General features: G+C 67.5%; 18 protein-coding genes. 7 read left to right on the forward strand and 11 right to left on the reverse strand.

Translation table 11 applies throughout. The features are described from left to right. The first annotated feature begins 23 nt into the window (after window positions 1–23). The gene (locus NWF24_RS21310; protein ID WP_258350264.1) at window positions 24–863 is read left to right on the forward strand and encodes a siderophore-interacting protein; all 840 of its coding nucleotides are present in this window, start codon (window positions 24–26) and stop codon (window positions 861–863) included. 9 nt (window positions 864–872) lie between these two features. Here the strand turns inward: NWF24_RS21310 and NWF24_RS21315 are convergent, their stop codons facing one another. The 4 genes from NWF24_RS21315 to NWF24_RS21330 are packed head-to-tail and all read right to left on the reverse strand — an operon-like array spanning window position 873 to window position 4,569. After that, window positions 873–2,405 (reverse strand): DHA2 family efflux MFS transporter permease subunit, encoded by a 1,533-nt coding sequence (locus tag NWF24_RS21315; RefSeq protein ID WP_258350265.1) that lies wholly within the window; start codon window positions 2,403–2,405, stop codon window positions 873–875. Continuing rightward, complete coding sequence (locus NWF24_RS21320; protein WP_258350266.1) at window positions 2,402–2,869, reverse strand: MarR family winged helix-turn-helix transcriptional regulator; 468 nt, start codon at window positions 2,867–2,869, stop codon at window positions 2,402–2,404. The genes NWF24_RS21315 and NWF24_RS21320 overlap by 4 nt, the downstream gene beginning before the upstream one ends. A gap of 60 nt (window positions 2,870–2,929) precedes the next feature. Then, window positions 2,930–3,907 (reverse strand): magnesium and cobalt transport protein CorA, encoded by a 978-nt coding sequence (locus NWF24_RS21325; protein ID WP_258350267.1) that lies wholly within the window; start codon window positions 3,905–3,907, stop codon window positions 2,930–2,932. 32 nt (window positions 3,908–3,939) lie between these two features. Continuing rightward, window positions 3,940–4,569, reverse strand: a complete 630-nt coding sequence (locus NWF24_RS21330) for a hypothetical protein (RefSeq protein ID WP_258350268.1) — start codon at window positions 4,567–4,569, stop codon at window positions 3,940–3,942. 217 nt (window positions 4,570–4,786) lie between these two features. On the opposite strand from NWF24_RS21330, the gene mutS reads away from it, so the two are divergent. The 3 genes from mutS to NWF24_RS21345 are packed head-to-tail and all read left to right on the forward strand — an operon-like array spanning window position 4,787 to window position 9,070. Then, a complete protein-coding gene (gene mutS / locus NWF24_RS21335) occupies window positions 4,787–7,384 on the forward strand; it encodes a DNA mismatch repair protein MutS (RefSeq protein ID WP_258350269.1) in 2,598 nt (865 codons plus the stop codon). A 28-nt stretch (window positions 7,385–7,412) separates the two neighbouring features. Then, a complete protein-coding gene (locus NWF24_RS21340; RefSeq protein ID WP_093059103.1) occupies window positions 7,413–8,252 on the forward strand; it encodes a proteasome-type protease in 840 nt (279 codons plus the stop codon). 5 nt (window positions 8,253–8,257) lie between these two features. Continuing rightward, on the forward strand, window positions 8,258–9,070 hold the full coding sequence (locus NWF24_RS21345; protein ID WP_258350270.1) for an alpha/beta hydrolase: 813 nt from the start codon (window positions 8,258–8,260) through the stop codon (window positions 9,068–9,070). Window positions 9,071–9,082: 12 nt separating this feature from the next. On the opposite strand, the gene NWF24_RS21350 is transcribed toward NWF24_RS21345, so the two are convergent. Genes NWF24_RS21350 through NWF24_RS21380 form a run of 7 tightly spaced genes read right to left on the reverse strand, consistent with a single transcriptional unit; the run spans window position 9,083 to window position 16,794 of the window. Continuing rightward, the gene (locus NWF24_RS21350; protein WP_258350271.1) at window positions 9,083–10,555 is read right to left on the reverse strand and encodes an amidase; all 1,473 of its coding nucleotides are present in this window, start codon (window positions 10,553–10,555) and stop codon (window positions 9,083–9,085) included. 35 nt (window positions 10,556–10,590) lie between these two features. Continuing rightward, on the reverse strand, window positions 10,591–10,935 hold the full coding sequence (locus NWF24_RS21355; RefSeq protein ID WP_258350272.1) for an AzlD domain-containing protein: 345 nt from the start codon (window positions 10,933–10,935) through the stop codon (window positions 10,591–10,593). Beyond that, entirely contained in the window at window positions 10,935–11,684 is a 750-nt protein-coding gene (locus NWF24_RS21360) for an AzlC family ABC transporter permease (RefSeq protein WP_258350273.1), read from the reverse strand. Before NWF24_RS21360 ends, NWF24_RS21355 begins: the two co-directional genes overlap by 1 nt. After that, window positions 11,672–13,309 (reverse strand): dipeptide ABC transporter ATP-binding protein, encoded by a 1,638-nt coding sequence (locus NWF24_RS21365; protein WP_258350274.1) that lies wholly within the window; start codon window positions 13,307–13,309, stop codon window positions 11,672–11,674. The genes NWF24_RS21360 and NWF24_RS21365 overlap by 13 nt, the downstream gene beginning before the upstream one ends. A gap of 12 nt (window positions 13,310–13,321) precedes the next feature. Next, complete coding sequence (locus NWF24_RS21370; RefSeq protein ID WP_258350275.1) at window positions 13,322–14,194, reverse strand: ABC transporter permease; 873 nt, start codon at window positions 14,192–14,194, stop codon at window positions 13,322–13,324. 1 nt (window position 14,195) lies between these two features. Further along, window positions 14,196–15,137: an ABC transporter permease gene (locus NWF24_RS21375; RefSeq protein ID WP_258350276.1), complete on the reverse strand. Its 942-nt coding sequence runs from the start codon at window positions 15,135–15,137 to the stop codon at window positions 14,196–14,198. A gap of 13 nt (window positions 15,138–15,150) precedes the next feature. After that, complete coding sequence (locus NWF24_RS21380) at window positions 15,151–16,794, reverse strand: ABC transporter substrate-binding protein (protein WP_258350277.1); 1,644 nt, start codon at window positions 16,792–16,794, stop codon at window positions 15,151–15,153. A 199-nt stretch (window positions 16,795–16,993) separates the two neighbouring features. Between NWF24_RS21380 and NWF24_RS21385 the strand changes: the two genes are divergently transcribed. Genes NWF24_RS21385 through NWF24_RS21395 form a run of 3 tightly spaced genes read left to right on the forward strand, consistent with a single transcriptional unit; the run spans window position 16,994 to window position 19,485 of the window. Then, window positions 16,994–18,412: an aminotransferase-like domain-containing protein gene (locus NWF24_RS21385; RefSeq protein WP_258350278.1), complete on the forward strand. Its 1,419-nt coding sequence runs from the start codon at window positions 16,994–16,996 to the stop codon at window positions 18,410–18,412. A 33-nt stretch (window positions 18,413–18,445) separates the two neighbouring features. After that, window positions 18,446–18,826, forward strand: a complete 381-nt coding sequence (locus tag NWF24_RS21390; protein WP_258350279.1) for a YciI family protein — start codon at window positions 18,446–18,448, stop codon at window positions 18,824–18,826. Window positions 18,827–18,864: 38 nt separating this feature from the next. Further along, on the forward strand, window positions 18,865–19,485 hold the full coding sequence (locus NWF24_RS21395) for a GNAT family N-acetyltransferase (RefSeq protein ID WP_258350280.1): 621 nt from the start codon (window positions 18,865–18,867) through the stop codon (window positions 19,483–19,485). Window positions 19,486–19,528 lie beyond the last annotated feature (43 nt).

Below are 19,528 nucleotides of genomic sequence, written 5' to 3' on the forward strand. Positions count from 1 at the left end.
CCTGCTCACCCAGGACTTCTGCAATGACTGACTTCAGTACTTCATCTGCTTCCACCACCCCCGACCGCACGCCGCGCCGGGTGCGCCACGACCTGCGCTTTCGCCAGCTCACGGTGAAAACCGCGCAGCGAGTGACGCCGCACCTGATCCGCATTACTCTCACGGGCGACGACCTCGCGGGCTTCACCAGCCCCGGCTTCGACGACCACGCGAAGATCTTCTTTCCCGATGCCACCACCGGCAAGCTCACGCTGCCCACCGCCGGCCCCGAAGGCCCGGTGTGGCCCGCAAGCGGCCGCCCGACCATGCGCGACTACACGCCGCGCCGCCACGACGCCAAGGCCGGCACGCTCGAAATCGACTTCGCGCTGCACGAAGCCGGCCCCGCCACGCAGTGGGCCGAGCAGGCCAAGCCCGGCGACGTCGTCGGTGTGGGCGGTCCGCGCGGCTCGTTCATCGTGCCGACCGAGTTCGACTGGCACCTGCTGATCGGCGACGACACCGCCCTGCCCGCCATCTCGCGTCGCCTGGCCGAACTGCCGGCCGGATCGCGCGCGGTGGTGCTGGCGGAAGTCGACAGCGAAGCCGACGAGATTCCGCTCGACACACAGGCCGAACTCACGCTGAAATGGGTTCACCGCCGCGGCGTTGAGCCGGGCCTGAGCCCCGTGCTGCTCGACACCCTGAAGGCCATGCAGCTACCGGCCGGCGACTTCCATGCGTGGGTGGGTTGCGAATCGGCCATCGCCAAGGCGCTGCGCGCGCACCTGGTGGGCGAGCGCGGCGCGAACCCGAAGTGGACGCGGGCCTCGGGCTACTGGCGCCGCGGCGCCGTGGCCACGCACGACACGCACGACGAGTAACGGGTCTCTTCAGTGCGGCACTTCAGCAGGCCCTGACGCTGCCGCACTGCGCCTCGGACTCTTGATCAGCAACAGCAGCGGAATCGCCAGCACCGTGATGATCATCATGATCGCGAAGTCGTCCAGGTAGCCGATCAGCGCGCCCTGCCGCGTCACCTCCGCATTCAGCAGCGCCAGCCCCGTCATCGTGTCGGGCGACATCATCTGCGGCAGCGTCGACAGCGCGGTGTTGCCCGGCACCACGGTCGACGCGATCTGCGCATGCGCCTTGCTCGAGCCTTCGGTCAGCAGCGCCTGCACGATCGAGATGCCCACGCTGCTGCCGATGTTGCGCAGCAGGCTGAAGATGGGCGTGCCCTGGTTGCGCAGCCGCGGCGCCAGCGTGGCGAAGGTCGCGGTCGACAGCGGCACGAAGGTGAAGCCGATGCCCAGGCCCTGGATGAAGCCCGAGACGATGATCAGCGTGCTGTCCATCTGCAGCGTGAGCCGCGTCATCTGGTAGAGCGAGAACGCCGTGAGGCCGAAGCCCACAGCCATGATCGCGCGCACGTCCACCTTCTGCACCAGCCGCCCCACGATGATCATCGCGATCATCGTGCCGACGCCCCGCGGCGCCGTTACCTCGCCCGTGTAGACCACCGGATAGCCCATCAACCCCTGCAGGAAGTTGGGCAGCAGCGCCATCGTCGCGAACAAAATCATGCCGACGATGAACGCGAACAACAGGCCGGTGACGAAGTTGCGGTCTTTCAGCAAGTCGCGGTCGAAGAAAGACACGCCCTGCACCGTCCACGTGTGGACCACGAAGAAGCCGAAAGCCACCAGCGCGGCGGCGGCTTCGAGCTTGATCTCCCACGAGTCGAACCAGTCGAGCTGCTCGCCGCGGTCGAGAAACAGCTGCAGCATGCCGATGGCCAGGCTCAGCGTCACGAAGCCGAAGATGTCGAGCTTCTCGCCCTGCGGCCGGCTCTCGGGCAGGTAGCGCGCGATGCCCCAGAAGGCGAAGATGCCCACCGGCAGGTTGATGAAGAACACCCAGCGCCAGTCGAAGTTCTCGGTGAGCCAGCCGCCCAGCAGCGGCCCGAGGATGGGCCCGACCATGATGCCCGCGCCCCAGATCGCCATTGCCTGACCGACTTTCTCGCGCGGGTTGATGTCGAGCAGCACCGCCTGCGACAGCGGCACCAGCGCCGCACCGAAGATGCCCTGCAGCAGCCGCGCGGCCACGATGCCGACCAGCGAGGTCGCAAGCCCGCACAGCGCCGAGGCCACTGTGAAGCCGATCACCGAGATGATGAAAACGCGCCGCCGTCCCCAGTGGCCGCACAGCCAGCCGGTCAGCGGCAGCGCGATGGCCGAGGCCACGATGTACGAGGTGAGCACCCAGGTGATCTGGTCCTGAGAGGCCTGCAGGCTGCCCTGCATGTGGGGCAAGGCGACGTTGGCAATCGTGGTGTCCAGCGCCTGCATGATGGTCGCCAGCATGATCGAGACGGTGATCATGCCGCGGTGCGGCACCTTGGTTCCGGGGGCGACGCTCATGGCTTGGGCTCCCCGCCCGAGGTGATCTCCATCAGGCTGCCGCGCACCCTGGCGAGCATGCCCAGCAACTGCACCCGCTCTGCCTGCGACAGCACCGCCATCACCCGGTCGTTGAGCCCGTCGCTGATGCTCAGGGCGGTGTCGAGCGCGTCCTCGGCGCTGGGCTCCAGGTGGATCTTGTTGACTCGGCGGTCCGTGAGGCTGGGCTCGCGGCGAATCCAGCCGGCTGCGGCCATGCGGTCGCACAGGCCGGCGACGGCCATCGGGGTCAGGTCGAGGCGCTGCGCGAGTTCGGCCTGCGACAGCGGCTGCTCGTCATCGTGCATGGCCAGCGCGCCAAGCAGGCGGAACTGGGCGCTGGTGAGGCCGATGCGCGCACGCGCGAGGCGATCGAACTCTTCGCTATAGAGCTTGCCCACGCTCTTGAGGAGGAAACCGAAACGCTGGGTGAAGTCCCTTTTCATAAGGGACTTGATTATCTACATGTTTATTATTTGAGACTTAGCAAGCCAGCCTCCCCACACTCACAGCCAGCCGGCGCGCCTGAAGCGGTAGTAGAGATAGCCGCAGGTGCTGACGATCAGCCCCAGCGCCACCGCATAGCCATAGCGGAATTTCAGCTCCGGCATGTTCTCGAAGTTCATGCCCCAGATGCCGGCAAAGGCGGTGCACACCGCGAAGATGCTGGCCCAGGCCGCGAGGCGCTTGGTGACTTCGCTCTCCTCGATGGTGACCATCGACAGGTTCACCTGGATCGCCGTGCCGATGGTGTCGCGCATCGCGTCGATCGAGCCGTTGATGCGCCCCAGGTGGTCGCCCACGTCGCGAAAGTACTCCTGCGAGCTCATGCAGATCTGCGGCACGCGCCCGCCGTGCATCTTTCCCGAGGCCTCCAGCAGCGGTGCCACCGCGCGCTTGAGGATCATGCTGCGCCGCTTCAGGTCGTAGAGCTGCTTGATCTTGTCGCGCGCCGCGCCGCCCTGGCCGAAAAGCTGCTGCTCGATGGCTTCGAGCTCGTCCTCCAGCGCGTCGATCACCGGAAAGTAGCGGTCGACCACCGCGTCCATCAACGCATACAGCACGAAGCCCGCGCCGTTGCGCAGCAGGTCCGGCTCGCGCTCGCAGCGCTCGCGCACGCCCAGAAAGCCCTGCTTGCTCCGGTTGCGTACCGACAGCACGTAGTTGCTGCCGACGAACACGTCGACCTCGCCCACGTTCGTGCAGTGCTCGCCCTCGGGCGATGGCTCGACCATGTGCATGACGACGAAGAGCGAGTCGCCGTATTCCTCCATCTTCGGCCGCTGGTGGCCGTTGCGGGCGTCTTCCACCGCGAGCGGGTGCAGGCCGAATTCGTGCTGCATCACGCTCAGTTCCTCCGGCGAGGCGTCGCTCAGCGCCACCCAGACGAAGCAGCCCGGCCGGCCGATGTAGTCGCTGATGGCCTCGACCGAGATGTCGGCGAGCTTGGCGCCGTTTTCATACGCCACGCAATTGATCAGCATCGGTACTCTTCCATGTTCAATCTGGACGTCGATCAGGTCGTCGCGTTGGAATTCGAAGTTGCGGCCAGTTGGGCGGTGGCCGCCAGCGAAGCCTCGATGGCTTGCGTTTCGCTCCTGAGCAGCGCGAGCCCCTTTTCGGCCAGCGCGGAATGGCTCGCAACATCGGCCCACAGGCTGGCCGCAGCTTCGGAGCAGGTCAGCGATGCGAATCGGATGCGGCCTTTCGCGAGATCGACGAAGCGCGCCTCGCGCAGGGGGTCGGTCCGGTCCCAGGCACCGCCGATGATCACGCGCTTGCCGCGCTTGATGCGGGGTTCGAGTTCCGCGAAGAAAGGCAGCTTCGCCGACACCCAACCCAGCATGCCGGTGCTGGCCGCGGTGTCGAAGGCGGATGGAGCGGCGTGCGCTTTCGCAAAATCGCGCAAGGTGCCCAAGTTGTAGAGCGCCGGGTCCTTGGGCCCCGCTGCGCCGCCTTCCACTGGCCTGATGACAGACGGGCTGTGGCCCGCGCGCCCCTCGGGCCGTTTCGCCTTTCGCAGCTCCGCAAGCTGGGCCGGTGTTATGCACAGATACAGCGCGGCAAGCTCTGCGGGCAAGGTGGCGCTGCCGGGCAGCGCAGCCGCGTTCGCTTCAGGGCCTTTGAAATCATCCAGCTGGGCCATGGGCGCCTTGTTTGTTCTTCACGCGGGGGTCGCGCCGGGGGATTTTAGAGTGGTGGGTACAGGCCCGGCCGGCGCCTTGCGGATGTCCCATACAAGATAATCCGAGCCAAGGCTCGCTCGGATACCCCGACACAGACACAAGGCGAAATCATTGAATTCGAAGGATAAATCGACGGCATCCCCTGGCGGGGCAGAAGCAACGCTCGGGCACACCCCGATGATGGCCCAATATCTAGGCCTCAAAGCGGACCATCCGGACACCCTGCTGTTCTACCGGATGGGCGATTTCTACGAACTCTTCTGGGCCGACGCCGAAAAGGCCGCGCGCCTGCTCGACATCACGCTCACCCAGCGCGGCCAGTCGGCCGGCCAGCCGGTGGTGATGTGCGGCGTGCCCTTCCATGCGGTCGACACCTACCTCGGCCGCCTCATCAAGCTGGGCGAATCTGTCGCCATCTGCGAGCAGGTGGGCGAAGTCGGCGCCAGCAAGGGCCCGGTCGAGCGCAAGGTGGTTCGCGTGGTCACCCCCGGTACGCTGACCGACTCCGAGCTGCTGAACGACAAGAGCGAGTCGCTGCTGCTCGCGGTGCATGCGGGCTCGCGCAATTTCTGCGGGCTGGCGTGGCTCAGCGTGACCGGCGCCGAACTGCGGCTGGCTGAATGCCCAGCCGACGCGCTCGAAGCCTGGATCGCCCGCATCGCGCCCAGCGAACTACTGTACAGCGCCGAAGTAACGCCGGCCTTCGAGCAGCGCCTGAAAGCCGCGCGCAGCGCCACGCCCTTCACGCTGTCAATTCGCCCGGCGTGGCAATTCGACGGCGGCCTGGGCGAGCGCAAGCTGGCCGAGCAGATGGGCAGCAACAGCCTCGCCGCCTGGAACGCCGAATCGCTGACCAACGCACATGCCGCAGCCGCCGCGCTGCTGGGCTATGCCGAGCACACCCAGGGCCGCGCGCTTTCGCACGTGCAGCGCCTGTCGGTCGAGCGCGACGGCGACCTGATCGAGCTGCCGCCCACCACGCGCCGCAACCTCGAACTGGTGCAGACGCTGCGCGGCGAAGACTCGCCCACGATGTTCTCGCTGCTCGACACCTGCGTGACGGGCATGGGTAGCCGCCTGCTGAAGCGCTGGCTGCTCTCGCCCCGGCGCGACCGCTCCGAAGCGCAGGCCCGGCTCGAAGCCATCGGCGCCCTGCAGTCGACCATGCTTGGCGGCACTGCCGCGCCGTGGCGCACGCTGCGCGAGCAGCTCAAGAACACGAGCGACGTGGAACGCATCGCCGCCCGCATCGCGCTGCGGCAGGTGCGCCCGCGCGAACTGCTGGCGCTGCGACTGGCGCTATCGAAAGCGGAGCAGCTTGCGCCCCTGCTGCCTGGCGCCGCTGCACTGCTGGCACAGATCACCGAACGCCTGGCCCCGCCGCCCGGCTGCGCCGACCTGCTGACCAGCGCCATCAAGCCCGACCCGTCGGCGCTGGTGCGCGACGGCGGCGTGATTGCCACCGGCCACGACGCCGAACTCGACGAGCTGCGCGCCATCAGCGAGAACTGCGACGACTTCCTGCTGAAGCTCGAAATCAGCGAACGCGAGCGCACCGGCATCAGCAACCTGCGGGTGCAGTTCAACCGCGTGCATGGCTTCTACATCGAGGTGACGCAAAGCGCGCTCTCGAAGGTGCCCGACAACTACCGCCGCCGCCAGACGCTGAAGAATGCCGAGCGCTTCATCACGCCGGAGCTGAAAGCCTTCGAGGACAAGGCCCTGAGCGCACAAGACCGCGCGCTGGCCCGCGAGAAGTGGCTGTACGAACAACTGCTCGACGCGCTGCAGCCCTCTGTGCCCGCGCTCACGCAGCTGGCCGGCGGCATCGCCACGCTCGACGCGCTGTGCGCGCTGGCCGAGCGCTCGCACACGCTGCACTGGCGCGCACCGAGCTTCGTGGCGCACCCCTGCATCGAGATACAGCAGGGCCGCCACCCGGTGGTGGAAGCGCGGCTGGCCGAGAAGTCGTCGGGCGGTTTCATCGCCAACGACACGCAACTCGGGCCGCAGCAGCGCATGCAGGTCATCACCGGTCCCAACATGGGCGGTAAGTCGACGTACATGCGGCAGGTGGCCATCATCGTGCTGCTGGCCTCCATCGGCTCGCACGTGCCGGCGGCGGCCTGCCGGCTCGGGCCGATCGACGCCATCCACACCCGCATCGGCGCGGCGGACGACCTGGCCAATGCGCAGTCGACCTTCATGCTCGAGATGACCGAGGCCGCGCAAATCCTGCACAGCGCCACCGCGCAGTCGCTGGTGCTGATGGATGAGATCGGCCGCGGCACCAGCACCTTCGACGGGCTGGCGCTGGCCGCCGGCATCGCGGCCCAACTGCACGACCGCAGCAAGGCCTTCACGCTGTTCGCCACGCACTATTTCGAGCTGACCGAGTTTCCGGCCACGCACCACGGCGCGGTGAACATGCACGTGAGCGCGACCGAGGCTGGCCGCGACATCGTGTTCCTGCACGAAATGCAGCCCGGACCGGCCAGCAAGAGCTACGGCATCCAGGTGGCGCGGCTCGCCGGTATGCCCGTGGCGGTGGTCAACCACGCGCGGCAGGCGCTGGAGGCGCTTGAATCGCAGCATGCGCAAACTCGTGCACAAGTCGACCTGTTTGCACCGCCTCCAGTGGCCGAGACACCGCTGGCCAGCGCCGTAGAATCCGCGCTGGCCGCGCTCGACCCCGACACCATGAGCCCGCGCGAGGCCCTCGATGCCTTGTATGCCCTTCAAAAACTGAATAAACGTGAACTCGGTGCCGCATGAGCCGGCACCGGTCATGCCAGACGAACCCATGACTTACTGCGTAGGCATCAAACTCAACGCCGGCCTGGTGTTTCTCTCCGACTCGCGCACCAACGCGGGCGTGGACCACATCAGCACCTTCCGCAAGATGATCGTCTATGAGCAGCCGGGCGACCGTGTCATGGTGCTGCTGTCGTCGGGCAACCTGAGCATTTCGCAGTCGGTGCGAGAAATCCTCCAGATCGAGGAACTGCGCGAAACCCGCGAAGACGGCACGCAGGGCGAGCCCATCACCATCTGGAACGCGAAGAGCATGTTCGACGCCGCGCGCGTGCTCGGCTCGGCGGTGCGCCACGTGTACGACCGCGATGCCGAGGCGCTCAAGCATGCGGGCCTGGACTTCAACGTGTCCTTCATCTTCGGCGGGCAGGTCAAGGGCGAAGGCATGCGCCTGTTCCTGGTCTACGCGGCCGGCAATTTCATCGAAGCCACCACCGAGACGCCCTACTTCCAGGTCGGCGAATCAAAGTACGGCAAGCCCGTGCTCGACCGCGTTCTCACCCCTGAGACGCCGCTCGACGAAGCCGCCAAGTGCGCACTGGTGTCGATGGACTCGACCATGAAGTCGAACCTGTCGGTCGGCCTGCCGCTCGACCTGGTGGTGTACGAGGCCAACAAGCTCGAAACCGACCGCGTCATCTGCATCGACGCCGACAACCCCTATTACCGCATGGTGCACAGCAGCTGGGGCCAGAAGCTGCGCGAGGTGTTCGACAGCATCGAAGACCCGGTGTGGGACGACAGCCAGACCGAGCACCCGCTGAAGATGCCTGCCACGCGCCACAGCCCGCTGCGGAAAATCTCCACGCCAGACGAAAAGCTGATCTGAGCCCCGTGCCCCCGGTCGTCTTCTCGCACGGCAACAGCTTCCCCGCGAGCACCTACCGCGTCGTCCTCGACAGCCTGCGCAACCGCGGCTTCGAGGTCGATGCCATCGAGAAATTCGGGCACGACCCGAAGTACCCCGTTACCGACAACTGGCCGCACCTGGTGCAGCAGCTGGCCGACTTCGCGAAGCTGCGCGCCGACCGCGCGGGCGGCCCAGTGTTTCTGATCGGCCATTCGCTTGGCGGATTCCTGAGCCTGATGTGTGCGGCGCTGCACCCGGAGCTGGCACGCGGCGTGGTGCTGATCGACTCGCCCATCCTCGGCGGCTGGCGCGCGAACACGCTCAGCATGGTCAAGCTCACGCCGCTCATGAAGAGCATTTCGCCCGGCGCCATCAGCCGCAAGCGCAAGAACAGCTGGGAGCACCGCGAGGCGGTGTTCGAGCATTTCCGCAGCAAGAAGGCGTTCGCGAAGTGGGACGAGCAGGTGCTGCACGACTACATCGACCACGGCACCTTCGATGCCGACAAAGCTGGCGAGGACGGCCGTTCACTGAGCTTCGACCGCGACGTCGAAACCGCCATCTACAACACCCTGCCCCACAACCTCGGCGCGCTGCTGCGCAACCATCCGCTGAAATGCAAGGCCGCCTTCATTGGCGGGCGCCAGTCGGCCGAGATGAAACGGGTCGGCATGGCGATGACCGAGCAGGTCACCAAGGGCCGCATCGCCATGATGGACGGCACGCACCTGTTTCCGATGGAAAAGCCGCTGGCAACAGCCGCGGCCATCGAAGCCGCGCTGCGCAACCTGCTCTGAGCGACCGCGCCGTCACCCCTGGGTGACGTGCACTCCCGGCCGCCGGCCCGCATTCCACTTGCCATCTAGCGCCCGCTCGATCTGCGCGGCCAGCTGCAGCAGCAGCCCGTCGTTCGCCTGCGCCGCCTGTGCCTGGATGCCCAGCGGCATGCCGTTCTCCTGCGTGGCCATCGGCAGCGAGATGCCCGGCATGCCGCACAGGTTGGCCAGCGGCGTGTACGCGAAGTTCTTCCAGAGGTTGGAGAACCAGTCGTAGACGGACGGGTTCGTGCTCGTCGTCAGGTACTCGCTGGTGCCAACCTTGGGCGTAGGCAGCGCGGTGATCGGCGTCAGGATGATGTCCCAGCGCTGGAAGAAGTCGCCGAAGGCGCGCGAGGTGCTGTTGAACACTGCCTGCATCTTCGAGCGCTCGGTGTACGAGGTGTGCAGCCCGGCTTCCCAGATCTTGATGTTGATCGGCTCCAGCAATTCGACCGGCGGGCGCTCCAGCCCCAGCCGGTGCAGATGGCCATCGATGACCTGCGCGAAGTTGCTGATGTAGCAGGTGGTCTGCGCGGCGAAGGCGGCTTTGAAATCGACCTCGGGCAGCACCCATTCGACGTGATGGCCCAGCCCTTCAAGGAACTTGCCGACACGCTCCAGCTCGGCCACGAAATGCGGCGTTGCGCGGAAGTCGCCCCACTCGTGCGACAGCGCGATGCGCAGGCGGCCCGGGTCGCGCCGGATGAGTTCGCTGTACGGCTCGGCCGGCGACCAGAAGGGCATGAACTCGCCCGGTGCGCCGCCGCGGCAATGGTCGACGAAAGCCGCCGTGTCGCGCACGGTGCGGCTGTGGCAGCCCTGGATCGACACCAGCCCCGAAAGGTCCGACAGGCCCGGCGCCAGCGAGAACACGCCGCGCGACACCTTCAGGCCGATGTTGCCGTTCACGCCCGCCGGAATGCGGATGGAGCCGCCGCCGTCGGTGGCATGCGACAGCGGCAGCACACCAGCGGCGACTGCGGCGGCCGTGCCGGCCGACGAACCGCAGGTGGTGTATTCGAGGTCCCAGGGGTTGCGCGTGACGTGGAATGCGTTCTCCGCCGAGCTGCACACGCCGAACTCCGGCGTCGTGCTGCGGCCCACGATGTTGAGGCCCGCCTTGCGCAACTGCTGCGTGAGAAAGCTGTCGGCCGCCGGGCGATGGCCCTGCATCATCATCGAGCCGAACTCCTGCAGCCGGCCCTTCAGCGTCGGCCCGAGATCTTTCATCAGGTAGGGCAGGCCCGCGAAAACGCCCTCGGGGTTCATGCCGTCCTTCAGCGGATCGGCCACCACGTCGTCGAAGACCTCGACCACCGCATCGAGTTGCGGGTTGACCTTCGCGATGCCGGCCGCGGCCTGGGCCGCCAGCTCCGCCGCCGTCACGTCGCCCTTGCGGACCCTCTCGGCCAACCCGACGCCGTCGTGTTCGGCCCATTCGTTCCAGCTCATTGCCAGCGTCATCTCATGCTCTCCATTTCGCTTCAAAAATATCCGAGTCACGGCCAGCCGAAGCCCAGCCGCAGCAACATCAAGGTACCCGTACCGACCAGGATCGTCCCGGCCACATCGTTTCGCCGGACAAGGTAGTAGGCCAATGCGGCGCCCACTGCAAAGAGCCGCGCATCATGCCAGTCGGCCAGCAGGCGCCCGTTGCTCAGGAAGACATCGGGCACCACCATCGCCAGCAGTGCCGCCACGGGCGCGTGGCGCAGTCCGCGCCACAGCCAGCCCGGCAGTTTCGGCTCGCTGTCGGGCAGCAGGAAGAAGCTGCGCGTGAGCACCGTCACCAGCACCAGCGCGCCTACCGCGAGCCACACGTACGCCTCATGCCCCAGGTGCATCAGCGCGCGCTCCACCGCCGGTCGGCCCAGGTGCCGGCCACGAAGGCCGTGGCAATGGCCGCGACCACGTTGAGCCCCATCGGCAGCGACGCCGTTGCCAGCGCCACCCCGCCGGCGGCCAGCGCCGAGCAGCGCACGGCGCGGTCGGTGAGCATGGGTAGCGCCAGCGCCAGCAAGGCGAGCACGCCGATGAAGCGCAGGCCCCAGGCCGCGGGAATGGCGTCGGCCAGGAAGATGCCCGCCAGCGATGCAACGTGCCACGCCGCCCAGTTGGTCAGCGCCAGCCCGAGGAAGTAGCCCTGCTGCTGCGCCGTGGCGCGCCCAGTGGCCGACGGCTGCGGATGCCGATGCACGAACTGCGCATACACCGGGTCGCCCGCCAGGTACGACAGCAGCACGCGCGACAGCCGGCGGTGCCTGCCGAAGTAGCGTCGCCAGTTCGCGCTGAACACCACGAATCGCAGGTTCAGCACGCATGCGGTCGCCACGATCACCCACAGCGGTGCGCCGGCCGCAATCAGCGGCAGGCAGGCCAGCTGCGAGGCGCTCGCGAACACCAGCAGCGACATCGCCAGGATCACACCCAGCCCGACGCCGCTCTTGGCCATTGCCACGCCCGCCACGAGACCCATGGCCATGGTGCCGAGCGCGGCGCCCGCGATGTCGCGCCGCCCTTCGGCGAAGGCGCTGCGCCACGCCGGGTCGTCGACGGCTGCGCGCCAGGCGCGCCGCAAGGTCACTGCGCGCACGCGAGTTCCGCGCGGGGCGCGGCCGCCAGCAGACGGCGCGTGTAGTCGTTGGCCGGGGCGCTGAACACCTGCCCCGTGGGCCCCTGTTCGACGATGCGGCCCTGGCTCATCACGATGACGCGGTCGCACAGCTGCGCGGCCACGCGCAGGTCGTGCGTGATGAAAAGAATGCCCAGCCCCAGGTCGCGCTGGATCTCGCGCAGCAGGTCGAGGATCTGCGCCTGCACCGACACGTCGAGCGCCGACACGGCCTCGTCGGCCACCAGCACCTGCGGCTGGCAGGCGATGGCGCGCGCAATGGCAAGGCGCTGGCGCTGGCCGCCGGAGAACTGGTGCGGGTAGCGGTCCAGCGCGGTGCGCGGCAGCTGGATGCGGTCCATCAGCTCTTCGGCGGTCTGGCGCGCGTGCAGCTTGCTCAGGCCGAAGTTCATCGCGCCTTCGACCATCGACGAGCCCACGGTGCGCCGCGGATTCAGCGAGCGGTTGGGGTCCTGGAACACCACCTGCACGCGCGAGCGCAAGGGCCGCAGCCGGCCTTCGGGCAGGTCGCGCACCTCGGCGTCGCCCCACAGGATGCTGCCCGCGCTGGGCGCGATCAGCCGGATCATGCAGCGCGCGAAGGTCGACTTGCCCGAGCCCGACTCTCCCACCACGCCCACGGTTTCGCCGCGATGCACGGCCACGCTCGCATCCTGCAGTGCGGTGTTGTGCTTCGCGCGGCCGAGCCAGTCGCGACGCGTGTAGATCTTGCCGACGCCCGTGCCGGCCAGCAGCGGCCTGCCGCCGGGAAGCTCGCGCGCGGGCGGCGGCGTCATGCCGGGCACGGCGTCCAGCAGCATGCGGGTGTAGGCCTCGCGCGGATGGCGCAGCACCTGCTCGCACGGCCCCTGCTCCACCAGCTTGCCGCGGTGCATCACCATCACGTCGTCGGCTATCTCGGCGACCACGCCCATGTCGTGCGTGATGAACAGCACGGCGCTGCCCTGCTCAGCCTGCAGCTCGGCGATGAGCTTCAGTATCTCGGCCTGCGTGGTCACGTCCAGCGCGGTGGTCGGCTCGTCGCAGATCAGCAGGCGCGGTTTCAGGATGATGGCCATCGCGATCACGATGCGCTGGCGCTGTCCGCCCGAGAGCTGGTGCGGGTAGCTCGCATGGATGCGCGCCGGCTCGGGCAGCCGCACGCGCTCGAAGATCGAGATGATGTGCGCCTTGCGTTCGGCCGCGCTCCACGTGGTGTGCGTGCGCAGCAGCTCGTCGACCTGTTCGCCGCAGGTGAGCACCGGGTTCAGCGCGGTCATCGGCTCCTGGAACACCATGCCCATGCCGGTGCCGCGCAACTGGCGCAGCCGCTTGTCGGAGGTGAAGCGGCCGTTGTCGACCAGCTTCTCGCCGGCGAGCATCACGTCGCCAGCCTTCACCGTGAGCCCCTTGGCCAGCAGGCCCATCACCGTGGTGGCCAGCACGGACTTGCCCGAACCGGACTCGCCCACGATGCACAGCGTGCGCCCCGCCTCGATGCGCAGGTCCAGGTGTTCGATGGCGTGTGGCCGGTCGGCATCGGCGGGCAGCGCGACCTGCAGGCCGCGCACTTCGAGGATGGCAGCGCCCGGGTTGGAATCAGTCATGGAATCTGCGCCTCACACGCGTTTGGAGAACTTGGGGTCGAGCACGTCACGCAGGCCGTCGCCCAGCATGTTGATGGCGAGCACCGTGGGCACCAGGAACAACGCGGGAAACAGCACGTTGCCCGGGCTCTGCGCGAACTGCACGCGCCCTTCGGCCATGATGTTTCCCCAGGTCGGCACGTCCGACGGAAGGCCCAGGCCGAGGAAGCTCAGGATGGCCTCCGTCAGTACGGCAGAAGCGGCGATGAAGGTGCCCTGCACGATCAACGGTGCAAGGGCATTCGGCAAGATGTCGCGCCACAGGATGGTGGCGTCGGCGGTGGCAAGCGCCCGGGCCGCCTCCACGAAGGGCTCGTCGCGCAGGCTCATTACCAGCGCGCGCACCAGCCGGGTCACGCGCGGCACCTCGGGCACCGCGATGGCCAGGATCACCGTGGACAGGCTCGCGCCGAGCACCGCCACCAGCGTGATGGCGAGCAGCACGGCGGGAATGGCCATCACGCCGTCCATCACGCGCATCAGCACGGCGTCCACCGCGCGGAAATAGCCCGCCAGCATGCCCAGCAGGCAGCCGAAGGCGACGGCGACGAACGCGGTGAACAGGCCCACCGTCATCGAGATGCGGGTGCCGTAGAGCACGCGGCTCCACACGTCGCGCCCGACGCTGTCGCTGCCCATCCAGAAGGTGTGGGCGAACTGTGCGCCGTCGGGCATCGTCACCTGGCCCGAGGTGCCCGCGCCGACCGAGATGAAGCTCGGGTCCATCGCGGACGGGTCGAAGGTGCCGAGCCAGGGCGCGAACATGCCCAGCAACGCCAGCGCCGCCAGCACGACGACGCCGCCGCGCACGGCGGTGTTGCGCCAGAGTCTTTTCAGGGTGCTCATGTCAGTAACGGATGCGGGGATCGATGAAGAGATAGCTCACGTCGACCAGCAGGTTCACGGCGACGTACACCACGGCAAAGAACAGCACCACGCCCTGCAGCACGGGAAAGTCGCGGTTGAGCACCGCGTCGACCGTGAGCTGGCCCAGGCCCGGAATGGCGAACACGGTTTCGGTGACCACCACGCCGCCCAGCAGTAGCGCCGCGCTCACGCCGATCACCGTGACCACCGGCACGGCCGCATTGCGCAGCGCGTGGTGCTTGAGCACTTCCAGCTCGGTGATGCCCTTGGCGCGCGCGGTCCGGATGAAGTCTTCGGTCAGCGCCTCGCTGACTGCAGCACGCGTCACCCGCGACAGCAGCGCCACGTAGGTGATAGCCAGCGTGAGGCACGGCAGCACCAGCTGGTTGAGCCACGGCCCCACCCCTTCGCCGATGCGCCGGTAGCCCTGCACCGGAAACCATTGCAGCTTCATTGCCAGCACGTAGATCAGCACGTAGCCGACCACGAACACCGGCACCGAAAAGCCGGCCACAGAGAACGCCATGACGGCCTTGTCGAGCCAGCCCCCCATGCGCCAAGCGGCCAGCGTTCCCAGAGGCAGCGCGATGGCCACTGCCAGCAGCAGCGTGCCGGCCGCCAGCGAGAGCGTCGGTTCCATGCGCTGGCCGATAAGCTCGATCACCGGCTTGTTCAGGAAGAACGAGAAGCCCAGGTCGCCGTGCAGCACGCCCTTGCCCCAGATCGCGAACTGCTCCCACAGCGGCCGGGTGAGGCCGAGCTGCACGCGGATGCGGTCCAGGTCTTCGTTGGTGGCGCTGTTGCCGCCGATGACGGCCGCAGGGTCGCCGGGGGTGAGGCGCACGATCATGAAGATCGCCACCGCCACGACCAGCAGCACGGGAATGGTGGCGAGCAGGCGCTTGCCGAGGAAGGTCAGCATGGCAGGCGCGCCCTTATTGCTTCTTGATGTTCCAGTACACCTGCGCGCCCGCCGGCACCAGGCCGCTCACGTTCTTGCGCACCGCGGCGGGCTGGTTGTATTGGCCCACAGGCACGTGCGTGGCCGTCTCGAAGGCGCGCAGCTGGGCGGCCTGCGCGAGCTTCTTCTTGTCGGCCTCGGTCTTGGCCTGCGCGAACTGGACCTTGATTTCTTCCAGCTTCGCATCGGTCTGCCAGCCGAACCAGCCCTTGTCGCCGGTGGCGTTCATCATGGCCATGGTGATCGGGTTGAGGATGTCCGAGGCGGTCCAAGAGGTCATGAACGCGCTCCAGCCGCCGGCCGAGGGGGCATCCTTCTTGGCGCGGCGCGCCACCAGCGTGGACCAGTCCATCGACTGCATGTCGACCTTGAAGCCGGCCTGCTCCAGTTGCTGCTTGGCCACCAGCGGCAGCTTGCCGATGGTGGGGTTGTCGGTCGGGCGCATCAGCACCACGGGCTCGCCCTTGTAGCCGGCCTCCTCCAGCAGCGCCTTGGCCTTCTGCGGGTTGGCCACGCCGGTGTAGTCGCCGGTCTGCTCCGACTCGAACAGCGTGCCGCACGGGAACATGCTCTTGCAGTAGCGCGTGAGGCCGGGTGTGCCGACCTGCGTGCGCAGGAAGGCTTCCTGGCCCAGCGCCAGCAATGCGGCGCGGCGCACCTTTTCGTTGTTGAACGGCGGCTGCAGGAAGTTGAAGCGCAGGATGAACTGGTTGCCCGCGGGCTGCGCGTCGATCAGCTTGATGTCGGGGTTTGTGCGCAGCGTGGCGTACTGCTCGAAGGCGGGCTGCTCCAGGATGTCGGCCTCGCCGTTGAGCAGCGCGTTCATCTGCGTCTGCGCGTCGCGGATGATGAGCCACTCCACGCGGTCCACGTACACGTTCTTGCCGCCGGCCGTGCCCGAGGGCGCCTCGGCGCGCGGCTTGTAGCGCGTGTTCTTGGTGAACACCACGCGCTCGCCGGGGCGGAACTCGTCGGCCTTGAACACGTAGGGGCCGGAGCCGATCGACTCCTTGATCTGCGTGTCGCCCGAGGTTTCGGCAATGCGCTTGGGCATGATGAACGGCACGTTCGACGAGGGCTTGCCCAGCGCCTCGAGCACCAGGCCGAAGGGCTCCTTCAGCACGATGGAGAAGGTCCTGGCGTCGGGCGTTTCGTAGCGCTCGGTCACCTTGGCGAGCTGCGCGCCGAAGGTGTCGCGGCTGGCCCATCGCTTGATGGAGGCCACCACGTCCTCGCTGGTGACGGGCTTGCCGTCGTGGAACTCCAGGCCGTCGCGCAGCGTGAAGGTCCAGGTCTTGTTGTCGGGCGACACCTTCCACTTGTCGACCATCTGAGGCTTGATGTGGCCTTCGAGGTCGGTGGCGAAGAGCGTGTCGTACACCATGTAGCCGAAGTTGCGCGTCACGTAGGCCGTGGTCCAGATCGGGTCGAGCACGGTGATGTTGCTGCTCGGGATGATCTTCAGCGTGGTGGTCTGTGCCATCGCGGGCACCATGGCCCCGGCGGCCGCACCGGCCAGCAGCGCGGCGGCGCCCCATCGGGCAAGGCGGCGCGACAAGGTACTGGCCGATGTCCCGACTGTCGGAACAAGCGAAGGCGAGAAGAACTGCGGTTGCATGTGATTTCCTGAAAGATGGAACTGGAGCGCAATGCCGAACCTGCGAGGGCTTGCGGCGGCGAGGTCTCCATTGAGACATCTGTCAGGTGAAATGCATATATACAGTTAAATTCTTCTGTAGTAGAACAGTCGCTTGTTCGCCCCGTATCCGTCCCCGTGTTGGGGCTTTCTCGTGCACACGAAGCGTGCATGCCTTGCCGTGATCACTGTCAATCCTTCGCTGCCCACGCCCCTGGTTCGCCAGGTCTACGACGCGCTGCTCGCGCAAATCGCCTCGAGCGCGATGAGGCCCGGCGACAAGCTGCCCTCGGTGCGTTCGCTTTCCACCGACTGCGGCGTGAGCACCATGACCGTCACCAACGCCTACCAGCGCCTGGTGGCCGAGGGCCACGTTGAGGCGCGGCGCGCCAGCGGCTACTACGTGGCCGAGGTCGAGCGCTCGACAGCCACGCGGCGCAAGCCCTTCCTGGGCCGCACCTCGGTCGACTCGCTGTGGCTGCTCAAGCACGTGTACGAAGACGACCGCACGCTGCTCAACGCTGGCTGCGGCTGGATCCCGCCCGAGATGCTGCATATAGACGGCGTGCGGCGTGCGCTGGCGGCGCTGTCGCGCAAGTCTGCCGCAGGGCTGGCGAACTACGGCACGCCCTACGGCTACCTGCCGCTGCGCCAGCAGATCCAGACGCTGCTGGCGCAACAGGGCATCGAGACCGCGCCGCACCAGATCGTGCTGACGCACGGCGCCTCGCAGGCACTGAACCTGGTGGCGCGCTGCCTGCTGCAGCCGCGCGACGTGGTGCTGGTCGACGAGCCCGGCTCCACCAATCTTTACGCCATGCTGCGCTCGCTCGACCTGAAGCTGGTGGGGGTGGAACGCACGGTGAACGGGCCCGACGTGGCCGCGCTGCAGGCACTGGCGCAGCGCCACGGTGCCAAGGCCTTCTTCACCACCACCAACCTGCACAACCCCACCGGTGGCCAGTGCACGCCGGCGGTGGCCTACCAGATGCTGCGGCTGGCCGAGCAGCTGGACTTCCACATCGTCGACAACGACGTCATGGCCGGGCTGGAGCCGCCCGGCGCTGCCACGCCGCTCGCCAGCCTCGACCGGCTGCAACGGGTGATCCACGTGGGCAGCTTCTCGAAGACGGTCTCGCCAGCGCTGCGCGTGGGCTTCGTGGCCTGCAGCGAGGAGTTCGCCGAGAAAATGATTCTTCAGAAGATGGTGAACAGCCTGACGACCTCGGAGTTGAGCGAGCGGCTGCTGCATGGCGTGCTGGTCGAGGGACGCTACCGGGCCCACGTGGCGCGGCTGGCCGAGCGGTTGCAGGCGGCCCAGCACACCGTGTGCGACCGGCTGGAGGCTGCGGGCATGCAGCTCTTCACGCGGCCAGCGGGCGGGCCCTTCCTGTGGGCACGCTTCGAGCGCGACGACGTCGACATGCGCGCGCTGGCGCAGCGCGCCATCGCCGAGAGCTTCCTGCTGGCGCCGGGCGACCTGTTCCGCACCGACTTGCGGCCCACCCCGTGGCTGCGCTTCAATGTGGGCTACGCGGACGATCCGAAGCTGTACCGCTTCCTGGCCCAGGAAGCCAAAAGGCTGCGCGCCAGGGCCTGAGTTCGCGCCACCGATCGGGAGACAAGGAAGACCATGCTCTATTCCATCCTCATCTACGGTTCCGAATCTGCCGTGGCTGCCTGGGAGCCCGGCGTCGAAGAGGAAATGCTCGACCGCCATGCCGACCTGCGCGACGACCTCCAGGCGCAGGGCCGGCTCGGCACCGTGCTGCGGCTGATGCCCAACGTGGCCACCACGGTACGCCGTGCGGGCGATATGCACCCGCTGGTCACCGATGGCCCCTTTGCCGAGACGAAGGAGCAGTTGATGGGCATGTACATCGTGGAGTGCGAGACCGTCGAGGAAGCCAGGCATGCCGCGCACCGGCTGGCCTTCGAGACAGGCGTGTTCGAGATCCGGCCGCTCACCTGGTACGACCCGGGCGTGATTCCGGCGCGGATTCCGCAGGTCTGAAAGAATCGCGCGGGTCACTCCGCACCCTGCCGCCCCGCATGCCACCCGAATCCCTGTCAACGCCCGCATTGGCCGACGCACTCATCGTCGATCCGTTCTATCTCGCGATCTCCGTCGACTTCGAGCACGACATGCCGGCCCGCAAGGCGGTGCTCGCCGCGTACTTCGCCTACTCGCTGGGCGAGGCCGCGCGAACCGGGCGCTGCCTGACGACGGAAGACGGCAGGCTCGGCGCGGCGGCCTGGCTGCTGCCGCGCACGGATGCCGTCGACACAGCCGAGTCGGCGGCAAAGAACGAATTCCTCGCGGGCACGCTGGGCCCGCGTGGCTACGACAACTACCACCGCATCGTCCAATTCATGGCCGCACGTGCGCCGGCCGTCGTGCCAGCACAGGCCTGGTACCTGTCGATCCTCGGCATCTCGCCCGCCGCGCAGGGGCGCGGGCTGGGCGCACAGCTGCTGGCGCCGACGCTGGCCGAAGCCGACGCGGCAGGCGTGCCGTGCTTCCTGGAAACCTTCACGCCGCGCAGCGTGGCGTTCTACGAGCGGCTGGGCTTCCGCTGCGCAGCGGAACACCTGGAGCCGGTCACGAACTCGGCGTACGCGATCATGTGCCGGCCCGCCGCGGACATACTTCGCAACAACCACGGAAAATAAGCAAATACCGTTACCCATCGCGCCGCGCTGGCCGAAGAATCCG

Source organism: Variovorax paradoxus (assembly GCF_024734665.1).
In the GTDB taxonomy this organism is placed as follows: Bacteria; Pseudomonadota; Gammaproteobacteria; order Burkholderiales; family Burkholderiaceae_C; genus Variovorax.

Coding starts and splice junctions, on each gene's coding strand:
- NWF24_RS21355 (WP_258350272.1), bottom strand. CDS start 10,935: ATGCACCTGGGGCATGAGGCGTACGTGTGGCTCGCGGTAGGCGCGCTG.
- NWF24_RS21365 (WP_258350274.1), bottom strand. CDS start 13,309: ATGACTGATTCCAACCCGGGCGCTGCCATCCTCGAAGTGCGCGGCCTG.
- NWF24_RS21350 (WP_258350271.1), bottom strand. CDS start 10,555: ATGACGCTGGCAATGAGCTGGAACGAATGGGCCGAACACGACGGCGTC.
- NWF24_RS21380 (WP_258350277.1), bottom strand. CDS start 16,794: ATGCAACCGCAGTTCTTCTCGCCTTCGCTTGTTCCGACAGTCGGGACA.
- NWF24_RS21310 (WP_258350264.1), top strand. CDS start 24: ATGACTGACTTCAGTACTTCATCTGCTTCCACCACCCCCGACCGCACG.
- mutS (WP_258350269.1), top strand. CDS start 4,787: ATGATGGCCCAATATCTAGGCCTCAAAGCGGACCATCCGGACACCCTG.
- NWF24_RS21330 (WP_258350268.1), bottom strand. CDS start 4,569: ATGGCCCAGCTGGATGATTTCAAAGGCCCTGAAGCGAACGCGGCTGCG.
- NWF24_RS21315 (WP_258350265.1), bottom strand. CDS start 2,405: ATGAGCGTCGCCCCCGGAACCAAGGTGCCGCACCGCGGCATGATCACC.
- NWF24_RS21390 (WP_258350279.1), top strand. CDS start 18,446: ATGCTCTATTCCATCCTCATCTACGGTTCCGAATCTGCCGTGGCTGCC.
- NWF24_RS21325 (WP_258350267.1), bottom strand. CDS start 3,907: ATGCTGATCAATTGCGTGGCGTATGAAAACGGCGCCAAGCTCGCCGAC.
- NWF24_RS21395 (WP_258350280.1), top strand. CDS start 18,865: ATGCCACCCGAATCCCTGTCAACGCCCGCATTGGCCGACGCACTCATC.
- NWF24_RS21340 (WP_093059103.1), top strand. CDS start 7,413: ATGACTTACTGCGTAGGCATCAAACTCAACGCCGGCCTGGTGTTTCTC.
- NWF24_RS21320 (WP_258350266.1), bottom strand. CDS start 2,869: ATGAAAAGGGACTTCACCCAGCGTTTCGGTTTCCTCCTCAAGAGCGTG.
- NWF24_RS21375 (WP_258350276.1), bottom strand. CDS start 15,137: ATGCTGACCTTCCTCGGCAAGCGCCTGCTCGCCACCATTCCCGTGCTG.
- NWF24_RS21370 (WP_258350275.1), bottom strand. CDS start 14,194: ATGAGCACCCTGAAAAGACTCTGGCGCAACACCGCCGTGCGCGGCGGC.